Raw genomic sequence first — 20,590 nt, 5'->3', positions numbered from 1 at the left:
TCTGAAATCGGGAAACCAACAACCAACACCAATTAAAGGAGGAATTCAAAAATGGCACAAGATAATAACAAAATGAGCAGAGAAGAAGCAGGTAAAAAAGGCGGAGAAGCTACAAGCAATAACCATGACAAAGAATTCTATCAGGAAATTGGTCAAAAAGGCGGAGAAGCCACAAGCAAAAATCACGACAAAGAATTCTATCAGGAAATCGGTGAAAAAGGCGGAGAAGCCACAAGCAATAACCATGACAAGGAATTCTATCAGGAAATCGGCCAAAAAGGCGGAGAAGCTACAAGCAAAAATCATGACAAAGATTTTTATAAGGAAATCGGCCAAAAAGGCGGAAACAGACGAAGCAGCTAATAAAAGCATAAAAGGCAGACAACCTGCAGATCAAAAGCGATCCGGCACATCAGCTGGATCGCTTTTTATTTTGGGAAAATCTTGATCTGAGCCGCCGTTACGATACAATAAAATGAAAAAGGGGTTTTTCACTCGTGTCTGACATGCTGAATTTGCTCGCTATCGCCAATAAAGTCAAAGAAAAACACGCCAATTTTTCAATCGCGGAGATCAATGACCACTGTGTGCGCCTCGCAGTATTTACGGGAGAATATGACTGGCACCATCACCCTGACTCAGATGAATGGTTCATCGTTCTGGAAGGTGAGCTGCTGATCGATTTTAAGGACAAAGAAACCGCAGTGCTCAAAGCAAATGACAGCCTGCTCATCCCGAAAGGCACGATTCACCGCACCCGCTCTTACGTCAGAACCGTGAATCTCTGTGTCGAGCATACGCATGCGAAAACAGTCATCACAGAGGAACGGTCATGCTGATCAAAAAGATTGTATGTGAAACAGACGCTGCAAACGCTGAAGCATTTGGGCAAGCACAGTCAAGGTGGAGAGCATTATCATGTGTAAATGGCTTCGTCAAACAGGCCGGCGGCTGGCGGAAAAACGCAGACGGCCTGTTCATCGCAGAGATCATCAGTGTTTGGGAGAACAGACAGGCCTATGATGATTTTATGGAGAACGAACATGACCGCATATACGAAGAAAACGAGCAGAAGGCTTCAATTCTTTCAATAGAAGTGATGCTGTACGAGGGGGATGAACCTGTCATTCACGAGCTGTTACATCACCCGGACATCCGATACGAACCGGACTGGACAGTTGTGCGCAAATAAAAAAAGCCCCTTTAGAGGCTTTTTTATTTTCGTCCGGGAAGCGTGTTGTGGACATACGGCGGGACGGGGTCCAGCTTAGCTATTTCGCCGTGCGCTTTCGGTTCCTTTTCGTATTCAAATGGTTCTCCGTCCGGCGCTGTTTCCTTCAGCCAATTTTGTTCAGCGCTTTCTCCGCCATCTGAGAAATGAATAAGCTTATGGGAGAATGACTGTTTTTCCAGCGCCTTCGGGAATGTGGAAGGAACGATCGGACCTTCCTGTTCTTCTAATTCTTTAATGGCCGCAAGCCATTGGTTTTGATGCATGGTATCGCGGGCCAATAAAAAGCTGAGCATATCTTTCACGCCTTTATCATCGGTCATTTCATACAGGCGTGCGACTTGAAGCCTTCCTTGTGATTCGGCGTTCAGATTGGCGCGGAAGTCTGCCAGAAGGTTTCCGCTTGCGACGATATAGCCTGCGCTCCACGGAACGCCCGTGCTGCTCTCCGGCATTGCGCCGAGTCCTGAGACGATCGCATGATGCGGATTCATGCCGCCTAAAATGGACCCGATGACCGGATCATCAGCCGCTTTTTCCTGCTCTGCCAGCGGGGCGTCTTCTAACAGTCTCGCAATCATCGTCGCGATCATTTCGACATGGCCGATTTCTTCCGTCGCGGTATCCATCAGAAGATCCTTATATTTTTCATTGCCCCGTGTATTCCATCCTTGGAACAAATATTGCATGGCGACGGATATTTCCCCGTATTGTCCCCCTAAAATTTCCTGCATCTTTTTTGCGAACAGCGGGTCAGGACGATCCGGTTTAGCCGGATGCTGCAGTTTTTTCGTATGTGTAAACATGTCTCCATCTCCTTTTTTTGCTCTGTCCCTATTTACTTCCCCGGCGGGAAAAGGGATGAAACGGAGATGGGCGTATTGGTCCTGCTAAGGCTCGCGGCGCAAGGATAACAAATCCTGCACAAGCCCGCGGCCGATTACCTGTTCATATTGTCCGTAAATCGGGTCGAGGCGTTTCATCCATGTGTTCTTTTCCGCTTTGCTCAGCACATGAATATGAATGGATGAATTCTTCTTTATCTCTTCAAGCTGGTCTTTATTCATTTTCTCAGCGGAGGCTTCGTTCCATTCCGTCGTTTCTCTCATCGCCTCCGTTAAGATGGTTCTCGTTTTTTCTGTCTGCGAATTCCAGAAATGCTCGTCGGTCATCACGGCATAACCGAGGTACCCGTGATTGCTGATTGTCAAATAATCTTGAACATTATAAAATTTTTTAGAATAGATATTTGAAATCGTATTTTCTTCTCCGTCTACGAGATTGCTTTCCAATAGCTGAAACGTGGAATTAAAGGAATCCTGCCGCGGGCGCGCGCCGAGCAGACGGTACTGGTCTTCGATCACGCTACTCGGCATGATCCTGAGCGCCTGTCCTTTCAAATCGTCCGGAGTGAAGATCGGTCCTTTATTTGACGTAAGCTGCTTAAACCCGTTCGTCCAGTACGCCAGACCTTTCAAATGATGCTTTTCTAAAGAAGCGAACAGGCGTGTGCCGATTTTGCCGTTGAGGCCTTCTTGCACGGCTTTATAGTTTGTAAACGCGTACGGCAGATCCAAAACACCCCATTCGGGAGACAGTGATCCGAGCTTTGAGGTGGAGGGAGCGATGAATTGCACGTCCCCGTTTTGGAGGGCGTTTATTTCTTCATTATCCGAATAGAGGCTCCCGTTTGGAAACACCTCTACTTTAATGGTGCCGCCGGATTTTTGATAGACAAGTTCGGCAAACTTATTCGCCGCCCGCCCTTTTGGCGTGTTTTCAGCAACGACATGGCTGAATTTGAAAACGATTTGATCTTTCAGGCCTTCCTGTTCGTCATCATAATACGGTTCTTCCGTTGAGAAACGATCATGAAAGCCGATGAATAAAGCGGTTCCGATACCGAGTACCATCAGGCTGAGACAAGTCAGCAAGCTTTTCATCGAAAACCCCCTCCGCCATTTTCTATAACAAGCATAATCGGGCGGGCCGTTTTCGTAAAGAGACGGAAAGGAAGAGGCCAATGACGAAAAAAAAGCTCACCATCCGCTGGAAAATCACCATACTTTCGTATATCGTCGTGCTTTTTACCTTTTTGATCGTCGGCATCGTGCTGATCGGCAATATTCAGCATACAGAGGAGCGCGAGCTGAAAAAACGGCTGATGAATACCGCGCGGACGGTATCTGAGATGACCGATGTCAAACGCGCCCTGGAGCAGAAAAAACAAAGGGAAGACGTGCGCCATGCGGTCGAAGAAATAAGGATCATCAATGAAGCGGACTACATCGTCGTCATGGATATGGATCATATCCGCTATTCACATCCCGTCAGCACAATGGTCGGAAAGCGTTCAAGGGGTGAGGACGAAGCCGCGGCGTTCGCCGAGCACATTTATTTTTCCGAAGCAAAGGGAGAAATCGGCACCGCCGTCCGCGCTTTTTATCCCATCAAAGACCGGGGTTTGAATCAGATCGGCGTCGTTCTGGCCGGTAAAACGCTGCCCGGATTCGGTGAAATTCTTCTTCAGCTGAAACATGAAATACTGTTTATCGTTCTGCTGGCGCTCGGGTTCGGACTGGCCGGCTCCTTTTTGCTGGCCCGCCACATCAAAAAACAAATGTTTTGGCTGGAGCCCCATGAGATCGTGAGAATGTATGAGGAACGGACCGCTACGTTTCATTCAATGAATGAGGGCGTCATCGCGATTGATAATCAGCATCACATCACCATTTTTAATGAAAAAGCGAAGCAGATATTCAATGTCAGACAAGAGACCGATGGCAGGCTGATCTGGGACGTGTTAAAAGATTCCCGCCTCCCTGAGATCGTCGAGCGGAACCGAGCCGTATATAATGAAGAAATCCAAGTCAGCGGAAAGGTGATCATGAGCAGCAGAATTCCGATCGTCATGAAAAAGAAGGTCATCGGAGCCGTCGCCATTTTTCAGGACAGGACGGAAGCGGCGAAAATGGCGGAAGAACTGACAGGTGTGAAAAATTTTGTCGATGCGCTCAGAGTTCAAAATCATGAACATATGAACAAGCTTCACACCATCGCGGGACTGATTCAGCTCGGAAAATCAGAAAAAGCGCTCCAGCTTGCTTTTAAGGAATCATCAGAACAAGAAAGCGTCACCGATTTTCTTCATCAGGCCATTCAGAATGACGCTGCGGCGGGGCTGCTGTTAAGCAAAATCAAAAGAGGAAAAGAGCTTGGCATTTCTGTGAAAATTGATGAAAACAGCAGTTTCTCGGCATTTCCGGAGCATGTCGACCAGCATGACATCGTCGTCCTGCTCGGCAATTTAATTGAAAATGCGTTCGGCGCATTCGAAACAGCGGATACGGAGGACAAACATATTGACATCAGTATCGAGCAAAATGATGAAGTGCTTGCTATATTAATAGAAGACAACGGAAGCGGGATTTCCGATCAGCACATCCCGCACCTTTATGACAAAGGGTTTACCGTCAATAAAACGGGAGGAACGGGATACGGCTTGTACCTCGTCAAACAAATCGTCGACAAAGGGATGGGCATTATTGAAGTCGACACACGGCAGGGACAGGGAACGGCATTTTCTATTTTATTTCCGATGAAGGGGGAGGAATCATTCGATGGACATCAAGGTGCTGCTTATTGAAGATGATCCGATGGTGCAGGAGGTGAATAAAGAATTTATCACCGGTGTTTCGGGGTTCAGCGTCATCGCCACAGCCGCTGACGGAGACGAGGGAATCAGGCTTATAAAAGATCTGAGGCCCGGGCTCGTGGTATTAGACGTATACATGCCGAAAAAAGACGGAATTAAAACACTCCAGGAAATCAGAAAACAAAAGCTCGAAGTGGACGTCATCATCGTCTCGGCCGCAAAAGACAAAGAAACAATCCAGCTTATGCTGCAAAACGGTGCGGCCGACTATATTTTGAAGCCGTTTAAGCTGGAGCGGATGAGACAGGCGCTCGAAAACTATAAACAATATAAACGGAAAATTGAAGAGCATGACACCATGTCGCAAGAGCAGCTTGACATGCTGCTTAAAATTCCGCAAAATCCGTCCCGGGATCTGCCGAAGGGGTTAAATCATTTTACGATGAATGAAATTTTGACCTATATGAAACAGCAGACGGAGCCGCTTTCAGCTGAAGAAGCCGCCAAAGCGCTCGGAATCGCCAGGGTGACAGCGCGGCGTTATCTTGATTTTCTTGAAAAAGACGGCCAGATTAAGCTCGACATTCAATACGGGGGAGTGGGCCGGCCGGTTAACCGCTACAAATTCGTCCGCTAGCCGAGACCAAAAAGACCAAAATGTCCGTTATGATCATAAGCTTCCCCTCTTTGTTTGAAAACGCTATCATTTTTGTATAGACGCAGCGAGAGGCAAGGGGGGAGTAGGGATGAAAATTTTCAAAAATCTTACGGTGCAGGTCATCACGGCGGTTATCATCGGCGTCATTGTCGGACTTGTATGGCCTGAGGCCGGGAAGCAGATGAAGCCGCTCGGCGATACATTTATCAATGCGGTAAAAATGATTATCGCACCGATCATATTCCTGACGATCGTGCTTGGCATCGCCAAGATGGGAGACATGAAAAAAGTCGGCAAAGTCGGGGGAAAAGCATTTATTTATTTTGAAGTCGTGACCACCATCGCCCTTATTATCGGACTTCTGGTCGTCAATATCATGAAACCCGGTGAGGGGCTTGATTACAGCAAGCTTGAAAAAGGGGATGTCTCTCAGTACACGCAAAACGGGGGACAGGGGATTGACTGGATTGAATTTATCACTCACATCGTTCCGTCAAATATGGTTGACGCTTTCGCAAAAGGCGACATTCTTCAGGTCTTATTCTTTTCTGTTTTATTCGGTGTCGGCCTGGCGGCGCTCGGTGAAAGAGGCAAAAGCATTATTGATTTCTTCGATAAACTGTCGCACGTTTTTTTCAAAATCATCGGCTACATCATGCGCGCGGCGCCGATCGGCGCATTCGGGGCCATGGCCTATACGATCGGGCACTTCGGCCTTGATTCCATCAAGCCGCTGGCGAGTCTGATGCTGTCTGTATACGTTACGATGTTCCTGTTTGTATTTGTCGCTTTGAATATCATTTGCAAACTATTCGGTTTCAGCTTGTGGAACTATCTCCGTTTTATTAAAGATGAACTGCTCATCGTTCTCGGCACAAGCTCTTCTGAGTCCGTCCTTCCGCGGATGATGGATAAAATGGAGCGCTACGGCTGTTCCAAATCGGTTGTCGGCCTTGTCATTCCGACGGGATATTCTTTTAACCTGGACGGCACCTCGATTTATCTGTCCATGGCGACGGTTTTTCTGGCGCAGGTGTTCGGCGTTGACCTTACCATCGGCCAGCAGGTTACGATCATTCTCGTGCTGATGCTGACATCAAAAGGCGCGGCGGGCGTAACCGGAAGCGGATTTATCGTGCTCGCCTCCACTTTATCGGCGCTTCAGGTTATTCCGCTGGAGGGGCTGGCGCTGCTCCTCGGCGTCGACCGCTTTATGAGTGAAGGAAGGGCGATCGTCAACCTGATCGGAAACGGAATCGCCACCATCATCGTAGCCAAGAGCGAAAATGAGTTTGACGAAGCGAAAAGCACACAGGCCGTAAAAGAAATGAAAACGGCGGTATAAAAGGAAAGGAACGGTATGCATCGGGCATGCCGTTCTTTTTTTCGGCCGCCATGAGTAAAAAAGATAAATTTGTTTAAATTTATTAGGAGGTGGACAAAGACCTTAGCGTCATTTTGTTATATAATTTACAATTAGAGAGTGAAAGATGAAATCTAAGGGCTTTTTGTCCTAGCAGGAGTGTATAAATGGCGGCTATTTTTAAATTTTTTCAGCATCCGGGTGTCAGACGTTTTTCCGTTTTTCTTGTTTTGACTGGGGTGTTAGTTGTATTCCGAAGTATGATTAATTTGATTTTGCTTACGTTTATTTTTACTTTTCTGATGGATCGGCTGGAGACTGTCATCCGGCACGTGTTGAACCATTTTTTCCGGATCAGCCAGAGGGTGGTCATCACCGTTTTATATATTGCGCTGGCTGTCGGGGCGACTGTCGGAGGCTTTGTCTTTTACCCGATTGTTGCCAAGCAGATTGAACAGCTGATTAAGCAGATCAAGCACATCGCGTATCATCCCGATGTCATTCCGTTTTATGATGAGATATCGAGCGTGTTCGGCGATATCAATATCGGTTCCTATGTAAAAGAAGGTTTTAATGTACTGTATACATACTTGGCCGATATCAGCACTTTCGGTTTGCAGGTCGTGATGTCACTGATTCTCAGCATGTTTTTCCTGTTCGAGAAAAAGCGGCTCACGGAGTTTATGAAAAAATTTCAGCACAGCAAGCTGTCTGTTTTTTACTACGAACTTGCTTATTTCGGCAGCAAGTTTGCGAGAACATTCGGCAAAGTGCTTGAAGCCCAATTTATTATCGCGCTGGTGAACTGTATCCTCACCTTGATCGCATTGGCGATTCTGCATTTTCCGCAGCTGTTCGGCCTGTCAATCATGGTCTTTTTCCTCGGGCTCATTCCCGTTGCGGGTGTGGTGATTTCGCTCATTCCGCTCAGCATCATCGCATATACGACGGGCGGCGCAGCGTATGTCATCTACATCGTGCTGGTCATTTTCGTCATCCATGCGATTGAGACGTACTTCCTTAATCCGAAACTGATGTCAGCGAAAACGGAACTGCCGATCTTTTTTACTTTTACAGTTCTGATTTTCTCGGAACATTTCTTCGGCATTTGGGGCTTGATTATCGGAATTCCGATTTTTGTGTTCCTGCTTGATATTCTGGATGTCGTCAATAATGAAGAGAAGGAAAAAAACGGACCGGTCCCGGATAAGACATAACGTCGGCTCCGGCTCTTCACGAATATATGACTAATGTTATAATGCAGACAGTGCCTATGTACGGGCACTGTTTATTTTTTGTGAAAAAGGAGGAAGGCTGTATGACTGAGCCGATTTTACATATTGAAGGCCTTGACAAAACAATAGGCAAAAAGCACATTTTAAAAAACATCAGCATGGATGTCAGGCAGGGCGAGATCATCGGTTTGCTCGGTCCGAACGGGTCGGGAAAAACCACACTTATCCGAATCATCGTCGGTCTTTTAAAGAAAAACAGCGGCACGATTACAATTAACGGCTTTCAGCACGATGCTGATTTCGAAAAAGCGCTTGAATCCGTCGGAGCGATCGTGGAAAATCCTGAATTCTACCCGTACCTGACGGGGTGGGAGAATCTGAAGCACTTTGCCAACATGCACAAAAACATCAAAGAGGACAGGCTTCAGGAAGTCATCGAGCGGGTCGGGCTCACCAATGCCGTTCATGACAAAGTTAAAACGTATTCCCTTGGCATGCGTCAGCGTCTCGGAATTGCGCAGGCCATTCTTCACCGTCCGAATCTGCTCATTTTAGATGAACCGACAAACGGGCTTGATCCCGGCGGAATGAAGGATTTCCGCGATCACTTAAAGGAACTCGCGGAGCTTGAAGGGACGAGCATCCTTTTTGCGACGCATTTATTGCGTGAAGTGGAGGACCTTTGCGACCGTGTCATCATCATTCAAAAAGGTGAGATTAAAACAGAGGTTGTTCTGCGCGGCGCTGAGGAAAAAGAAGAAAAAGCCGTCCTCGACATTCAGCCGGCTGACGAAGCATTCGAATGGCTGTCCCAACAGCAATTTGCTCCGGAGAAAAACGGCGGGGGCATTACCGTCACCGTAGCGAAGAAAGACATCCCGGCATTAAACCGTGCGCTCGTCGGACAAGACTTTCTCGTGTATTCCATCATGCCGTATGCGGAATCGCTGGAGGATGAATTCATGAAAGTGACGACGGCGCTTCAAGAGGAGGGGGAGACGAATGTTTAAATTGACAGCGAATGAGCATATGAAACTCTTTAACCGAAAAGTCTCATTAGTGGCGCTGATTCTGATGGCCGTTCTCCAATTTATTATGGCGCTTGTCATTAAACGGCTTGTCATCAGTTCCGGAACGGATGAGAATTTCATCGGCTATATGGCGTACGCGCCCGGGCTGAATATTCTGCTTGAGGCATTAACGATCGTGATCGCGGCAACGATCATTTCCGCTGAATTTGATAAGAAAACGATCAAATTTTTGTTAATCCGCCCGGTAAAGCGGGAGCGGATTTTTGTATCTAAACTCATTACCGTATTTTTGGTCAGCTTGTACCTGTATGCGGCGTACTATATTCTGTCTCTGCTGTTCGGCATGGCTTTCTTCGGCGTGTCGGTGACATCTGAATCAGGGACGCTTCTTATGAACACCCTGAAAGTAATCGGCACGAACTGGGTCGAGGCGTTTGCGATGGCATGCTTTGGCTTGCTGTGTTCTTCTGTATTCCGAAACAGCGCAACGGCCGTCATTTTGTCATTTATCGTGCTGTACGGCGCAAAATCACTCGTTACGATTATGTCGCTCTTCCAAAACAAATGGGGAAGTTTTCTGCTGTTCGCAAATACTGACCTGACGCAATATATGAGCGGGGCGAAACCGCTGTTTGCGGGAATGACGCCGTTATTTTCCGCAGGCATTATCATTATCCATATCGTATTCTTCTTAGCCGTCGCTTGGTGGAGCTTTTGCAAACGCGATGTTCGGGTATAAAGTAAAGGAATGACATTTTTGTGAAAAAGATCACGATAAATCAATAATTTATGCTATTTTGATTTATAATAAAGGTAATGACGGAGGTGCTCACTTGAGAAATTTTATTACCGCATTACCGATTGTGTTATTGCTTGGTTTTTCCTTTGTGTCATTCATGTTCCAATTCGAACATCTTGTTTATTTCAGGCTTGCGCTGGGTTTGTTTTCTACAGTGGGGCTGTTTCTCTTATATAAAATGAAGTCGGGATTCCGTTATTTCATCATCTACCTGTATGCAAGCTGGATCGTGCTTGCGGCAGTTACCGCGTTTGAAGAGCCGATTTTTTCAAGCTTTTTCTTTGGCGGGCTTGTGATGACGATGGGTTATCTCACATATATGCTGATTTATCTCGGGCTCAAGCAGGACCGCGGCCCGGAAGCAGTCTGAACGCGCTATTCCATGGAATAGCGTGTTTTTTTGTACAGCCTCACAGTTGCGAAACGAGACTTGAATCTCTATAATACTTATTAACTTTATCGGAATTATAATGGGGGGATTCCAGTGTCTTTATGGATACAGAATGAACGGCAGAGGGAATGGATGGAAAAAATCGGCCTGCTTGCAGACGAATTTCAAAAAACAGCCGCGCTTGATGATGAGGCGGGCCGTTTTCCCGCGGAGAAAATTCAAAGACTGCGCGACGCGGGATATACGGCGTTAACGGTACCTGAGGTATTCGGCGGTGCAGGCATTTCCGTTTATGATATGGTGCTGTTTCAGGAACGGCTGGCGCGGGGAGACGCGGCCGTTGCTCTCGGAATCGGCTGGCATTTATCCGTCATGGGTGAGCTCGGAGAAGGAAACAGCTGGGATGAAGATGTCTTTTCATTTATCACAGAAGAGGTGAAAAAGGGAGCTGTCCTGAACAGGGCAGCGACGGAACGGCAGACCGGCAGTCCGACGAGGGGAGGAAGACCCGGCACCTCAGCTGTCAAAAAAGACGGAAAATGGGTGCTGAACGGCCGAAAAACCTTTACAACCCTTTCGCTGACTTTGGATTATATGCTTGTGACGGCATGGATTGAAGAAAAACAAACGACCGGTGTTTTTCTCATTCATAAAGATCAGTCAGGCGTTTCAGTCGAAGAAACATGGGATATGATTGCCATGAAGGCGACCGGAAGCCATGATCTCCTTTTAGATCATGTCACGGTCAGTAACGAGCGGCTTGTGGAGCTTATCAGCGGGCCGAGAGCGGCGAAAGTGAATGGCTGGCTGCTTCACATTCCGGCTGCTTATCTGGGTATCGCTCAAGCGGCAAGGGACTATGCCGTCCGGTTTGCATCCGAATATTCGCCGAACAGCCTGAACGGACCGATTAAAGACGTGCCGGCCGTTGGGCAGCGTGTCGGGGAGATGGAGCTTGAATTGTTAAAAGCGAGACAGTTTCTCTTCACGGCGGCGCAAATGTATGATGACCCGAAACGCCGCCCTTTCATCAAAAGCGAGCTCGGCGCCGCAAAACATATTGTGACAAATGCCGTCCTTTCTGTTGTTGATAAAGCAATGAGAATCACCGGCGCGAAAAGCCTGGAGCGAAATAATCCGCTTCAGCGGTATTATCGGGATGCCCGGGCCGGCCTTCACAATCCGCCGATGGACGATGCGGTCATCGGCAAATTAGCGGCGGAAGCCTTTGAGCAATAAAAAAAAGAGCCTGAAAAAGGCTCTTTTTATGTATGGCTGTTGTGCCGGAGCAGTTTTTGATGCTTGCGGTCAATTCTGTCATAGATCACATTCATCAGCTTTTGATTATTCATAATGGCCGCCTTGTTTTCTTTTATCAGCTGTTCGTATGTTTTTATTTTACGTTTCGCCATGAGCCTGCACCTCCCTAACATATTTGTATTCGCTTTCTAATTCTCCGAGCGATAATTCATATAAATGCCGTTCCGACTTTTTGTATATTCCGTTATTGATCAGCAAATGGATCAGATGTTTTTTTCGTCCTTCAACTGATGATCTGAGCTGAGGAGAAGACCTCATGATTACCCTCCTAATCAAATGATATTGAGAATCATTATCAGTTAATGAAAGTATACAATGGGCATATTCATATGTAAAGGAAAAATACCGCCAATTTTTCGACAAAAAGTTTCCCGGGGAATAATGCTGTCGAATATTGCATTTGGTCAGATCAAAGCTGCTATTTTTCCGCTTTTCCATCCATACTATGAATGAGAATGGAGGAGTCCTTACATGAATGATCAAACGGCAAACTTAAAACGGGGCGAAAAAGGCGCGATTCTTAATATCGCCGCGTACCTCATCCTTGCCGCCGTCAAACTGGTAATCGGTCTTATTTATCATTCCGAAGCGCTCAGAGCGGACGGGTTAAATAATGCCACGGATATTGTCGCATCACTGGCTGTGCTGATCGGGCTCCGGATTTCCCAGCGCCCCGCGGACAGTGATCATGCCTACGGACATTATCGGGCTGAAACAATTTCTTCATTAATTGCGTCTTTTATTATGATGGCGGTCGGTATTGAAGTGCTGATCGGAGGAGCAAAGGCGATTGTCAGCGGAACGGAGGCAGAGCCGAGCTTCATTGCGGCATGGACGGCGCTCGGAAGCGCGATTGTCATGTACGGCATGTATGTATATAACAGCCGACTTGCGGATCGGGTTAAAAGTTCTGCGCTTCATGCGGCGGCGAAAGACAGCCGTTCTGACGCCTATGTCAGTATTGGGGCGTTTATAGGCGTCTTAACCGCCCGGCTTCATCTGCCGTGGATTGATCCGGTCATTGCTTTTCTGATCGGAATCATCATCTGTAAGACGGCATGGGACATCTTCAAAGATGCTTCCCACTCATTGACGGACGGGTTTGATCTGAAAGATTTGGAGCCGTATAAACACACGGTGAAAGAAATAAAAGAGGTCAGCAGGCTGAAGGATGTGAAAGCAAGGTATTTAGGGAGCACGGTTCATGTGGAAATGGTCATTACGGTAGATCCGGGACTGTCTGTGAAAGAAGGCCATGCAGTAGCCGATGAGGTCGAATATGCAATAAAACATGAACATGATGTGACTCATGTCCATGTTCATGTAGAGCCTGAAGTCATAAACAAAGATCGTGAAACGAATTAAATATGCTGTGATAAAAACTCTGTGACTTCTTCGGGCGTTTTCGCGTTTGCGCTGTGAAGATGCGCTTTCTTTTCGCCGTTTTTAAAGATCAGAAGGCTCGGTATGCCCATTACCTGATATTTGTCGGCAAGCTCAGGGAGCTCGTCTCTGTTCAGTTCATACCAATCATTTTGATTATATTCTTCCAAAATATCGCCGATGAACATATTCATGCGCGTGCAGTCAGGGCACCAGTCAGCGAAAAATTTCACGATGATTTCCTTGTCGGATTGAATAAGTTCATTAAATTGTTCTGTTGTACTGATTTTTTTCATATGACACATCTCCTTTTCCATGCCATTTTAATATAAAATAAAAAGGAATTACATACAAATGCTTTCATATTCAGAATGCCCAAAAATAATTAGATCATTTTCTGAGGAAAGTGATAAGATAGTAAAGATGAATTGTTGTGGGGGGAATATCCATTGAAAACAAGTCTAGGATTGGTGTACGGCGGAAAGTCAGCCGAACACAATGTATCGCTGCAGACAGCATTAGCTGTAACAAAAGCGCTTAATACTGAGAAGTTTGATATACATCCGATTTACATCACTGAAAAAGGAGAATGGCAAAGAGGCCCGCTGCTGACTGAGCCGGTTTCCAACGTGAAAATGCTTCAGCTGGAACAAAACGGTGAAAGTTTCGCTCTATCAGCATTGAACCGGGAAATGTTTCCTGAAGCGTCGCCTGACGAAAAGGCGCCGATCGATGTCGTATTTCCGCTTCTCCACGGACCGAACGGTGAAGACGGCACCATTCAGGGTCTGCTGGAATTGCTGAACGTTCCTTATGTCGGCAACGGGGTGCTTGCATCATCAGCCGGCATGGATAAAGTCATCATGAAGCATTTGTTCGCTCAAGCGGGGCTTCCGCAGGCGAAGTACGCCGCTTTCTTAAAAAAGGACTGGAAACAGACGCCGGACAGCTGCTTACAGCAGGTTGAAGAGGAGCTGGGATATCCGTGCTTCGTCAAACCGGCGAACCTCGGATCAAGCGTCGGAATCAGCAAATGCCGAAACCGTGAAGAGCTTGAAAAAGCCTTCGAACTGGCTTTTGAATATGACCGGAAAATTGTGGTGGAAGAAGGAATCGCCGGAAGAGAAATCGAAATCGGCGTACTCGGAAATGACGAACCGAAATGCTCCGCCGTCGGTGAAATCGCGCCGAAAACCGACTTTTACGATTACAAAGCGAAATATGAAGACGGCGACACGGATTTAATGATTCCCGCGCAAGTGACGGATGAACAATATGCGGAAATCAGCGAGATGGCGATTAAAGCCTTCAAAGCGATTGACGGATCAGGCCTTGTCCGCGCCGATTTCTTCCTGACCAATGACGGTCAAGTGCTCATTAACGAAGTGAACACAATGCCGGGCTTTACGCCATTCAGCATGTTCCCGCTGCTTTGGAAAGAAGCAGGCGTAGATTACAGTGATCTGATCGAACAGCTGGTTGAGCTGGCAAAAGAACGCCATGCCGAAAAACAGCTGATTAAACATACATTTTAATGAAGACGGACACTGCCTGAAGGGGCAGTGTCTTTTCCCGTAACAGACAACATTTTCAGAAAGCGAGGTGCCACCTTTGATAAAGCGAACTGTAAAACGAATCGCAGACATGGTCAAAGGCACACTGACAAATCCCGAATTTGAACAAACAATGATTGAGGGCGCCGCAACCGATACGCGGACTTTGGAAAAAAATCAGCTGTTCATTCCTTTAAAAGGCGAGCATTTTAACGGCCATACCTTTGTGCCGCAAGCATTCGAAAAAGGCGTTTCCGCGGTGTTGTGGGACCGCTCTGAACCGAATCCGCCGGAAGGGCGTGCTGTCATCCTGGTCGATGACACGCTGGAGGCGCTGCAAACATTGGCAAAAGCTTATTTGAAAGAGCTCGGCACACGGGTCATCGGGGTGACCGGGAGCAACGGAAAAACGACAACGAAAGACATGCTTCACGCCGTTCTCGGCACGCAGTACCGCGTTCACAAAACCGCCGGCAATTTCAACAATCATATCGGCCTGCCGCTGACCGTGCTTGCCATGCCTGAAGATACAGAAATCGCCGTTTTAGAAATGGGAATGAGCGCGAGAGGCGAAATTGATTTTCTGAGCCGTCTTGCTGAACCGGAAGCGGCCGTCATTACCAATATCGGCGAATCCCACATGCAGGATTTAGGCTCAAGAGAAGGAATTGCGGAGGCGAAACTTGAAATTATAAACGGACTTCGGGAAGACGGCGTTCTGTTTTATTTCGGGGATGAGCCGCTGCTTCGCGAAAAGACGTACACTTGCCGGACAACGACATACGGCGCAGGCGCGGACAATGATCTCCGCCTGAAAGAAATAAAACAGGCGGAAGAAGGCACGTACTTCAATATCGACGGAATCGACCGTTCTTTCTTTATTCCGGTTCTCGGCAGACATAATGTGATGAATGCCATGGCCGCATACGCCGCCGGCATCTATTTCGGCATTACGCGGGAAAATGCCGCTCTGGGACTGAGCCGCCTGAAGGTGACGGGGATGAGATTGGAACTGGTCAAAACGGACAACGGCATCTCGATCGTAAACGACGCGTATAATGCGAGCCCGACGTCAATGAAAGCGGCGGTCGAATTAATCGAAACGATGAAAGGCTATCGGAAGAAAATGCTCGTGCTCGGTGATATGCTTGAACTAGGTGATGAAGAAAAAGCATTCCACGAAGAATGCGGAGCTGCGGTCAATCCGGCGGAAATCGACCATGTATTTACTTACGGCACACTCGGCGCATTCATCGCTGACGGAGCGCGCCGGCATTTTGAAGAAGGGCGCGTCAGCCATTATCTTGACAAAAAAGAACTGCTTCACGCCATACAGGAAATGGCCGCTTCCGGCGATCTCCTTCTGTTTAAAGCATCGAGAGGTATGAAGCTCGAAGAAATCGTTAAAGATTTATTAGAGAAGAACTGAAAAAATACTGATCAGCATTATAAAAATATACAAAAATGAAGAAACTAATTCAGGGTGAAATAATTCTGTCCGTATTGAAAAAGAAAGGCCGCCGGCTGGGAAATCCCGTCCGGCGCGGGGTCCGGCCTCGTTCGCGGGAAGAATCCGGTCAGGCCGCTTCCGGCCGCCTGACCATCTCGCCTTATTGAAAAACACATAGTGTAATGGTAAGATTAAACGTAAAGTAATTCGGGCTTTGTATACGTATGATCCTGTCCTTTGGATGAAAGGGCGGTTTTTAGTGGTAAATCACGACATTACTGAAACAGCAATCAGAAGGAGTTTGAATAATTTGACTATAACGTTTCAAGATTTCCAATTAAGTTCTGATCTCATGAAATCAATCAATCGTATGGGATTTGAAGAAGCAACACCGATCCAGGCACAAACGATTCCGCTCGGACTTTTAAATAAAGATGTCATCGGACAAGCGCAAACAGGTACAGGTAAAACAGCTGCGTTCGGTATACCCCTTGTTGAAAAAATGAACCCCGAGTCTCCTAATATTCAAGCAATCGTAATCGCGCCAACCCGTGAATTAGCCATTCAAGTATCTGAAGAGTTATATAAAATCGGACAAGATAAGCGTGCGAAAGTACTGCCTATTTACGGCGGCCAGGATATCGGACGTCAGATCCGCGCATTGAAGAAAAACCCGCATATCATCGTAGGTACGCCGGGGCGTCTTCTTGACCATATCAACCGCCGCACGATCCGTTTAAACAACGTGAATACGGTTGTCATGGATGAGGCTGATGAAATGCTGAACATGGGATTCATTGATGACATTGAATCCATTCTCTCAAACGTGCCGAGCGACCACCAAACGCTCTTATTCTCAGCAACAATGCCTGCGCCGATCAAACGGATCGCAGAGCGTTTCATGACTGAGCCGGAACACGTAAAAGTAAAAGCGAAAGAAATGACTGTGTCCAACATTCAGCAGTTCTACTTGGAAGTGCAGGAGCGCAAAAAATTCGATACGCTGACTCGTCTTCTTGACATTCAGTCTCCGGAACTTGCGATCGTATTCGGACGTACGAAACGCCGTGTCGATGAGCTTGCTGAAGCCCTGAACCTTCGCGGATATGCAGCTGAAGGAATTCACGGCGACTTAACGCAGGCGAAACGTATGGTTGCGCTTCGTAAATTTAAAGAAGGTGCGATCGAAGTGCTTGTAGCGACTGACGTTGCCGCCCGCGGACTTGATATCTCAGGCGTTACCCACGTTTACAACTTTGACGTGCCTCAAGATCCTGAAAGCTACGTTCACCGTATCGGAAGAACGGGCCGTGCAGGAAAAACGGGTATGGCGATGACGTTTATCACACCGCGTGAGAAAAGCATGCTTCGCGCGATTGAACAAACGACAAAACGCAAAATGGACCGCATGAAAGAGCCGACGCTTGACGAAGCATTAGAAGGACAGCAGCAGGTGACGGTTGACCGTCTGCGCACGGCGATCAGCGAAAACAACCTGAACTTCTACATGACGGCAGCTGCGGAATTGTTAGAAGATCATGATGCAGTGACAGTTGTGGCTGCAGCCATTAAAATGGCGACAAAAGAGCCGGACAGCACGCCTGTACGCCTCACTGATGAAGCGCCGATGGTCAGCAAACGCTATAAAAACCAGCGTACTTCTAAGCGCAGAGACGGTCAAGGCGGCGGCTACCGCGGCGGCAAAGGGAAAAACAACAACCGTTCTTCCTACGATAAAAAACGCTCAAGCGACCGCCGTTCTTCAGGTGACAGACGCCAGAAAAAATCATACTAAAACACAGGAAGCGGACCCTTTTACGGGGTCCGCTTTTTTTTGATATGCCGGAAAGTGAATCTTTTTTGCAAATCAGCCGTATTTGTATGTATGATAAAAAATGGGAGGTAGGTATGTTGAGAGCACAGCCAAAAAATCGAATCAGTCCAAGCGGCTTAAAAGTCTGGCGTCTTCAGGAAATCATCCTGTCCGCCTTCTGTCTTCTGGCCGTTATAGCAGCAGCTGTTTTAAGCCATTTCTTCCATTGGCCGTATTGGATCACCGGAGTCCTCGGCATCATTTGGATATTCGGTTCAGTGATATCCGTCTATGCCATACCGAAAATCAGGCACAGGATCTGGCGCTATGAAGTCCATGAAAATGAAATTGATATTCAATCCGGCATTTTTATTGTCAAACGGGTCATTGTGCCGATGGTGAGGGTGCAGCACGTAGATACTTCACAAGGCCCGCTCCTCAGAAGGTACCGTCTGGCCTCAGTCAAAATTTCCACGGCGGCAACCGTTCATTCCATTCCGGCGCTTGATATGGAGGAAGCTGACCGGCTGAGGGATTCCATTTCCCGTCTGGCAAGGGTGACGGAAGATGATGTCTGAGCCGAAACGTCTGCACCCGGCGGCCGTGATTTTGAACTTATTCCATATTATTATCGAAACCATTAAAAACATTATTCTGCCATTTTTTCTCGTCTATATTGTAAACTCCAACCACTTCATCCGCTTTTACGGAGGCATTGCGCTCGCCGTCCTGCTTATCTGGCTAATTACGGCTAGTGTGATCGAGTGGAGAAAATTCACATACCGGATTGAGGACGGAGAATTCAGAATTGAAGAAGGCTTGTTTTTTACGAAAAAGAGATACATCTCCATTGACCGGATTCAATCAATGAATACGAGTGCCGGCATCATTCAGCAGCTTTTTAAGCTTGTTAAGCTTCAAATCGAAACGGCTGGCGACGGGAAAAACGCCGAGGCCGTCTTATCCGCCATTACTGTGGAAGAGGCGGAACGGATCAGAGCGGCTGTTTTTCAGCAAAAAGCGGAACAAGAAGAACGAGGGGAGACCGCAGCGGAGCAGGAGCCGATGCGCGGGGAAGATGTGCAATCCGTTTACCGATTGTCTGTAGGTGAGCTGCTTATGGCCGCCTCAACATCCGGGGGAATCGGTGTCATCATCTCAGCGGTATTCGCCCTCTTTTCTCAGATTGATGAAGTACTTCCGATGGACTGGCTCTATGACAGGTTTTCTTTTCTCAAGCATGCGAGCATCGGTATATACGCCGTGATCATTTTCATAGGATTGTTCATCGCCTGGCTGTTAAGCATCGCCGGTATGATGATCAAGCATGCCAACTTTAAGATAGAAAAAAAGGAACACGAATTGGTCATTACCAGAGGAATTATTGAAAAACATCAAGTGACAATCCCGCTCCGTAAAATCCAAGCCATTAAAATGAAAGAAAATGTGATCAGGCAATTATTCGGATACGCGACGGTGGCGATTGTCAGCGCAGGCAGTGCGGGGAATGAGAAAGAAGGAGCTCAGACGATTCTGTTTCCGATCATCCGCAAATCAAAGCTCGGAGTGATGCTGAACGGTTTCACACCGGATTACGTGCTGGAAGAAAACCGAAATCATTTGCCGAAAAGGGCGCTGCGCCGGTATTTATTCCGATCCATAATCTTCTCGGTTTTCGTGATCATCCCGCTTTGTATTCTGTTTAAACCGTGGGGATATGCATCGCTCCTTGTGCTTCCCGTCGAACTGGTGCTTGGATATGCCTCGTTTAGGACAGCGTCATGGTGCATAAACGGCGGCAGGCTTCAGATCACCACGAGGCTGGTCGGGAAGACGACCACGATTATGCTGAGAAGAAGAATGCAGATGTTTGAAGTCAGCCGCTCCTTTCTGCAAAAAAGAAGGCGGCTCGCATCTGTGGCTACCGCAGTGAAATCAGCTCACCACATGGAGCATGTCATGCTGAAGGATGTCAGCGAGGAAGATGCCGAACGCATCGGGCGCTGGTATTCATATGAAAAAGCGGACGGTTAATACCGCCGCTTTTTTTGCTGCACGCATAAAAAGGAAAGCAAAAATCCGCCTGCCAGTCCGAACAAATGCGCCATAATGTTAATATTAGAGTTGATAAACGTCGACAGCACCGCGATGATAAGCAGGGTCATAATCATTTTCGACTGATCCCGGCCGATCAGCTCCTTGCGGAAAACAGTCAGAAACACATACACGCCGAAAAGTCCGAAGATCGCGCCGGATGCGCCGACATGCACATAATCAAGCGGTTCGGCAAGATACGTGCCGATATTGCCGATGATGCCCGATGCGATGTACACAATCAGAAAACGGACTTTTCCGAGCATCTGCTCAAGCGGGGGCGCGAATAAAAAGAGAGACATGGAGTTAAACAAAAGGTGAGTGAAATTCGCGTGTAAAAACATCGGTGTCACCAGCCGCCACCATTCTCCCGAGGAAACGCCGTAATTATAGCCGGTCACAGCATCTGACCACATCATGACGGAATGAAGCGGCATACTGAAAAACAGCCACAAGAACGCCTGCAGCGCCAAGATACAGCTGACGGCCGGATAACGTCTGATAAAAGTCTGGAAATTTTCCGTTCGTATAAACATCGCAAGCCCCTTTGCATCTGATTTGTTACATATATAGTAACACGTTTATGACATAAACCGTTTTTTAGTACGGACTTT

General features: G+C 47.4%; 22 protein-coding genes and 1 pseudogene. 17 read left to right on the top strand and 6 right to left on the bottom strand.

All coding sequences use genetic code 11. The features are described 5' to 3' along the window. Positions 1-51: 51 nt before the first annotated feature. The 3 genes and pseudogenes from gsiB to SB24_RS07400 all read left to right on the top strand — a co-directional run. Positions 52-357, top strand: a pseudogene (gene gsiB / locus SB24_RS07410) (glucose starvation-inducible protein GsiB); the annotation flags it as partial. Positions 358-497: 140 nt separating this feature from the next. Then, on the top strand, positions 498-839 hold the full coding sequence (locus SB24_RS07405; RefSeq protein ID WP_039252672.1) for a cupin domain-containing protein: 342 nt from the start codon (positions 498-500) through the stop codon (positions 837-839). After that, on the top strand, positions 833-1,192 hold the full coding sequence (locus SB24_RS07400) for a YdbC family protein (RefSeq protein ID WP_039252669.1): 360 nt from the start codon (positions 833-835) through the stop codon (positions 1,190-1,192). Before SB24_RS07405 ends, SB24_RS07400 begins: the two co-directional genes overlap by 7 nt. Positions 1,193-1,215: 23 nt before the next feature. Here SB24_RS07400 and SB24_RS07395 read toward each other — a convergent pair whose 3' ends face one another. Both SB24_RS07395 and SB24_RS07390 read right to left on the bottom strand, forming a co-directional pair. Continuing rightward, complete coding sequence (locus tag SB24_RS07395) at positions 1,216-2,037, bottom strand: manganese catalase (RefSeq protein WP_039252666.1); 822 nt, start codon at positions 2,035-2,037, stop codon at positions 1,216-1,218. 84 nt (positions 2,038-2,121) lie between these two features. Then, positions 2,122-3,174, bottom strand: a complete 1,053-nt coding sequence (locus SB24_RS07390) for a TRAP transporter substrate-binding protein (protein WP_039252664.1) — start codon at positions 3,172-3,174, stop codon at positions 2,122-2,124. Positions 3,175-3,254: 80 nt separating this feature from the next. On the opposite strand from SB24_RS07390, the gene SB24_RS07385 reads away from it, so the two are divergent. The 8 genes from SB24_RS07385 to SB24_RS07350 all read left to right on the top strand — a co-directional run bounded on the left by SB24_RS07385 (position 3,255) and on the right by SB24_RS07350 (position 11,602). After that, positions 3,255-4,877 carry a two-component system sensor histidine kinase DctS gene (locus SB24_RS07385; RefSeq protein WP_039252661.1) on the top strand — a complete coding sequence of 541 codons (1,623 nt, stop codon included), beginning with the start codon at positions 3,255-3,257 and terminating at the stop codon, positions 4,875-4,877. Next, the gene (locus tag SB24_RS07380; protein ID WP_003156219.1) at positions 4,852-5,523 is read left to right on the top strand and encodes a two-component system response regulator DctR; all 672 of its coding nucleotides are present in this window, start codon (positions 4,852-4,854) and stop codon (positions 5,521-5,523) included. Before SB24_RS07385 ends, SB24_RS07380 begins: the two co-directional genes overlap by 26 nt. A 109-nt stretch (positions 5,524-5,632) precedes the next feature. Continuing rightward, complete coding sequence (gene dctP, locus SB24_RS07375; RefSeq protein ID WP_012116859.1) at positions 5,633-6,889, top strand: C4-dicarboxylate transporter DctP; 1,257 nt, start codon at positions 5,633-5,635, stop codon at positions 6,887-6,889. 185 nt (positions 6,890-7,074) lie between these two features. After that, positions 7,075-8,124, top strand: coding sequence for an AI-2E family transporter (locus SB24_RS07370; protein ID WP_007410215.1), 1,050 nt, complete (start codon positions 7,075-7,077; stop codon positions 8,122-8,124). Positions 8,125-8,225: 101 nt separating this feature from the next. Further along, a complete protein-coding gene (locus SB24_RS07365; protein ID WP_012116860.1) occupies positions 8,226-9,152 on the top strand; it encodes an ABC transporter ATP-binding protein in 927 nt (308 codons plus the stop codon). Next, complete coding sequence (locus tag SB24_RS07360; protein WP_007410217.1) at positions 9,145-9,912, top strand: ABC transporter permease; 768 nt, start codon at positions 9,145-9,147, stop codon at positions 9,910-9,912. The genes SB24_RS07365 and SB24_RS07360 overlap by 8 nt, the downstream gene beginning before the upstream one ends. Before the next feature lie 94 nt (positions 9,913-10,006). Beyond that, the gene (locus SB24_RS07355) at positions 10,007-10,342 is read left to right on the top strand and encodes a hypothetical protein (RefSeq protein WP_007410218.1); all 336 of its coding nucleotides are present in this window, start codon (positions 10,007-10,009) and stop codon (positions 10,340-10,342) included. Positions 10,343-10,456: 114 nt separating this feature from the next. Further along, positions 10,457-11,602, top strand: coding sequence for an acyl-CoA dehydrogenase family protein (locus tag SB24_RS07350; protein ID WP_039252656.1), 1,146 nt, complete (start codon positions 10,457-10,459; stop codon positions 11,600-11,602). 26 nt (positions 11,603-11,628) lie between these two features. Here SB24_RS07350 and fbpB read toward each other — a convergent pair whose 3' ends face one another. Next, entirely contained in the window at positions 11,629-11,775 is a 147-nt protein-coding gene (gene fbpB / locus SB24_RS19505; RefSeq protein ID WP_003156206.1) for a Fur-regulated basic protein FbpB, read from the bottom strand. Further along, positions 11,762-11,941 (bottom strand): Fur-regulated basic protein FbpA, encoded by a 180-nt coding sequence (locus tag SB24_RS07345; protein ID WP_031378642.1) that lies wholly within the window; start codon positions 11,939-11,941, stop codon positions 11,762-11,764. The genes fbpB and SB24_RS07345 overlap by 14 nt, the downstream gene beginning before the upstream one ends. A gap of 213 nt (positions 11,942-12,154) precedes the next feature. On the opposite strand from SB24_RS07345, the gene SB24_RS07340 reads away from it, so the two are divergent. After that, positions 12,155-13,048, top strand: a complete 894-nt coding sequence (locus SB24_RS07340) for a cation diffusion facilitator family transporter (RefSeq protein WP_015416868.1) — start codon at positions 12,155-12,157, stop codon at positions 13,046-13,048. On the opposite strand, the gene SB24_RS07335 is transcribed toward SB24_RS07340, so the two are convergent. Then, complete coding sequence (locus SB24_RS07335) at positions 13,045-13,362, bottom strand: thioredoxin family protein (protein ID WP_003156200.1); 318 nt, start codon at positions 13,360-13,362, stop codon at positions 13,045-13,047. The two genes, SB24_RS07340 and SB24_RS07335, sit on opposite strands and share 4 nt — an antisense overlap. A gap of 153 nt (positions 13,363-13,515) precedes the next feature. Here SB24_RS07335 and SB24_RS07330 point away from each other — a divergent pair, with 153 nt between their 5' ends. From SB24_RS07330 to SB24_RS07310, 5 genes are all read left to right on the top strand, one after another. Next, positions 13,516-14,601, top strand: a complete 1,086-nt coding sequence (locus tag SB24_RS07330; protein ID WP_003156199.1) for a D-alanine--D-alanine ligase — start codon at positions 13,516-13,518, stop codon at positions 14,599-14,601. Positions 14,602-14,677: 76 nt separating this feature from the next. After that, positions 14,678-16,048, top strand: coding sequence for a UDP-N-acetylmuramoyl-tripeptide--D-alanyl-D-alanine ligase (locus SB24_RS07325; RefSeq protein ID WP_039252652.1), 1,371 nt, complete (start codon positions 14,678-14,680; stop codon positions 16,046-16,048). A 331-nt stretch (positions 16,049-16,379) separates the two neighbouring features. Continuing rightward, a complete protein-coding gene (gene cshA / locus SB24_RS07320) occupies positions 16,380-17,864 on the top strand; it encodes a degradosome RNA helicase CshA (RefSeq protein ID WP_014416963.1) in 1,485 nt (494 codons plus the stop codon). A 116-nt stretch (positions 17,865-17,980) separates the two neighbouring features. Then, positions 17,981-18,460: a PH domain-containing protein gene (locus SB24_RS07315; protein WP_007410226.1), complete on the top strand. Its 480-nt coding sequence runs from the start codon at positions 17,981-17,983 to the stop codon at positions 18,458-18,460. After that, the gene (locus tag SB24_RS07310; protein ID WP_031378638.1) at positions 18,450-19,916 is read left to right on the top strand and encodes a PH domain-containing protein; all 1,467 of its coding nucleotides are present in this window, start codon (positions 18,450-18,452) and stop codon (positions 19,914-19,916) included. Before SB24_RS07315 ends, SB24_RS07310 begins: the two co-directional genes overlap by 11 nt. On the opposite strand, the gene SB24_RS07305 is transcribed toward SB24_RS07310, so the two are convergent. Then, a complete protein-coding gene (locus SB24_RS07305; protein ID WP_003156193.1) occupies positions 19,913-20,512 on the bottom strand; it encodes a rhomboid family intramembrane serine protease in 600 nt (199 codons plus the stop codon). The two genes, SB24_RS07310 and SB24_RS07305, sit on opposite strands and share 4 nt — an antisense overlap. Positions 20,513-20,590 lie beyond the last annotated feature (78 nt).

The organism is Bacillus sp. Pc3 (assembly GCF_000815145.1).
GTDB lineage: Bacteria > Bacillota > Bacilli > Bacillales > Bacillaceae > Bacillus > Bacillus velezensis.
Note: the sequence above shows the minus strand (reverse complement) of the source record. Positions and strands in the feature narration are given on the sequence as shown.

Excerpts from the sequence above, each read along its gene's own strand:
- SB24_RS07305 (WP_003156193.1), bottom strand. The coding sequence starts at position 20,512 with ATGTTTATACGAACGGAAAATTTCCAGACTTTTATCAGACGTTATCCG.
- SB24_RS07370 (WP_007410215.1), top strand. The coding sequence starts at position 7,075 with ATGGCGGCTATTTTTAAATTTTTTCAGCATCCGGGTGTCAGACGTTTT.
- SB24_RS07360 (WP_007410217.1), top strand. The coding sequence starts at position 9,145 with ATGTTTAAATTGACAGCGAATGAGCATATGAAACTCTTTAACCGAAAA.
- SB24_RS07400 (WP_039252669.1), top strand. The coding sequence starts at position 833 with ATGCTGATCAAAAAGATTGTATGTGAAACAGACGCTGCAAACGCTGAA.
- SB24_RS07345 (WP_031378642.1), bottom strand. The coding sequence starts at position 11,941 with ATGAGGTCTTCTCCTCAGCTCAGATCATCAGTTGAAGGACGAAAAAAA.
- SB24_RS07390 (WP_039252664.1), bottom strand. The coding sequence starts at position 3,174 with ATGAAAAGCTTGCTGACTTGTCTCAGCCTGATGGTACTCGGTATCGGA.
- SB24_RS07365 (WP_012116860.1), top strand. The coding sequence starts at position 8,226 with ATGACTGAGCCGATTTTACATATTGAAGGCCTTGACAAAACAATAGGC.
- SB24_RS07335 (WP_003156200.1), bottom strand. The coding sequence starts at position 13,362 with ATGAAAAAAATCAGTACAACAGAACAATTTAATGAACTTATTCAATCC.
- SB24_RS07340 (WP_015416868.1), top strand. The coding sequence starts at position 12,155 with ATGAATGATCAAACGGCAAACTTAAAACGGGGCGAAAAAGGCGCGATT.
- dctP (WP_012116859.1), top strand. The coding sequence starts at position 5,633 with ATGAAAATTTTCAAAAATCTTACGGTGCAGGTCATCACGGCGGTTATC.
- fbpB (WP_003156206.1), bottom strand. The coding sequence starts at position 11,775 with ATGGCGAAACGTAAAATAAAAACATACGAACAGCTGATAAAAGAAAAC.
- SB24_RS07395 (WP_039252666.1), bottom strand. The coding sequence starts at position 2,037 with ATGTTTACACATACGAAAAAACTGCAGCATCCGGCTAAACCGGATCGT.
- SB24_RS07380 (WP_003156219.1), top strand. The coding sequence starts at position 4,852 with ATGGACATCAAGGTGCTGCTTATTGAAGATGATCCGATGGTGCAGGAG.
- SB24_RS07310 (WP_031378638.1), top strand. The coding sequence starts at position 18,450 with ATGATGTCTGAGCCGAAACGTCTGCACCCGGCGGCCGTGATTTTGAAC.
- SB24_RS07385 (WP_039252661.1), top strand. The coding sequence starts at position 3,255 with ATGACGAAAAAAAAGCTCACCATCCGCTGGAAAATCACCATACTTTCG.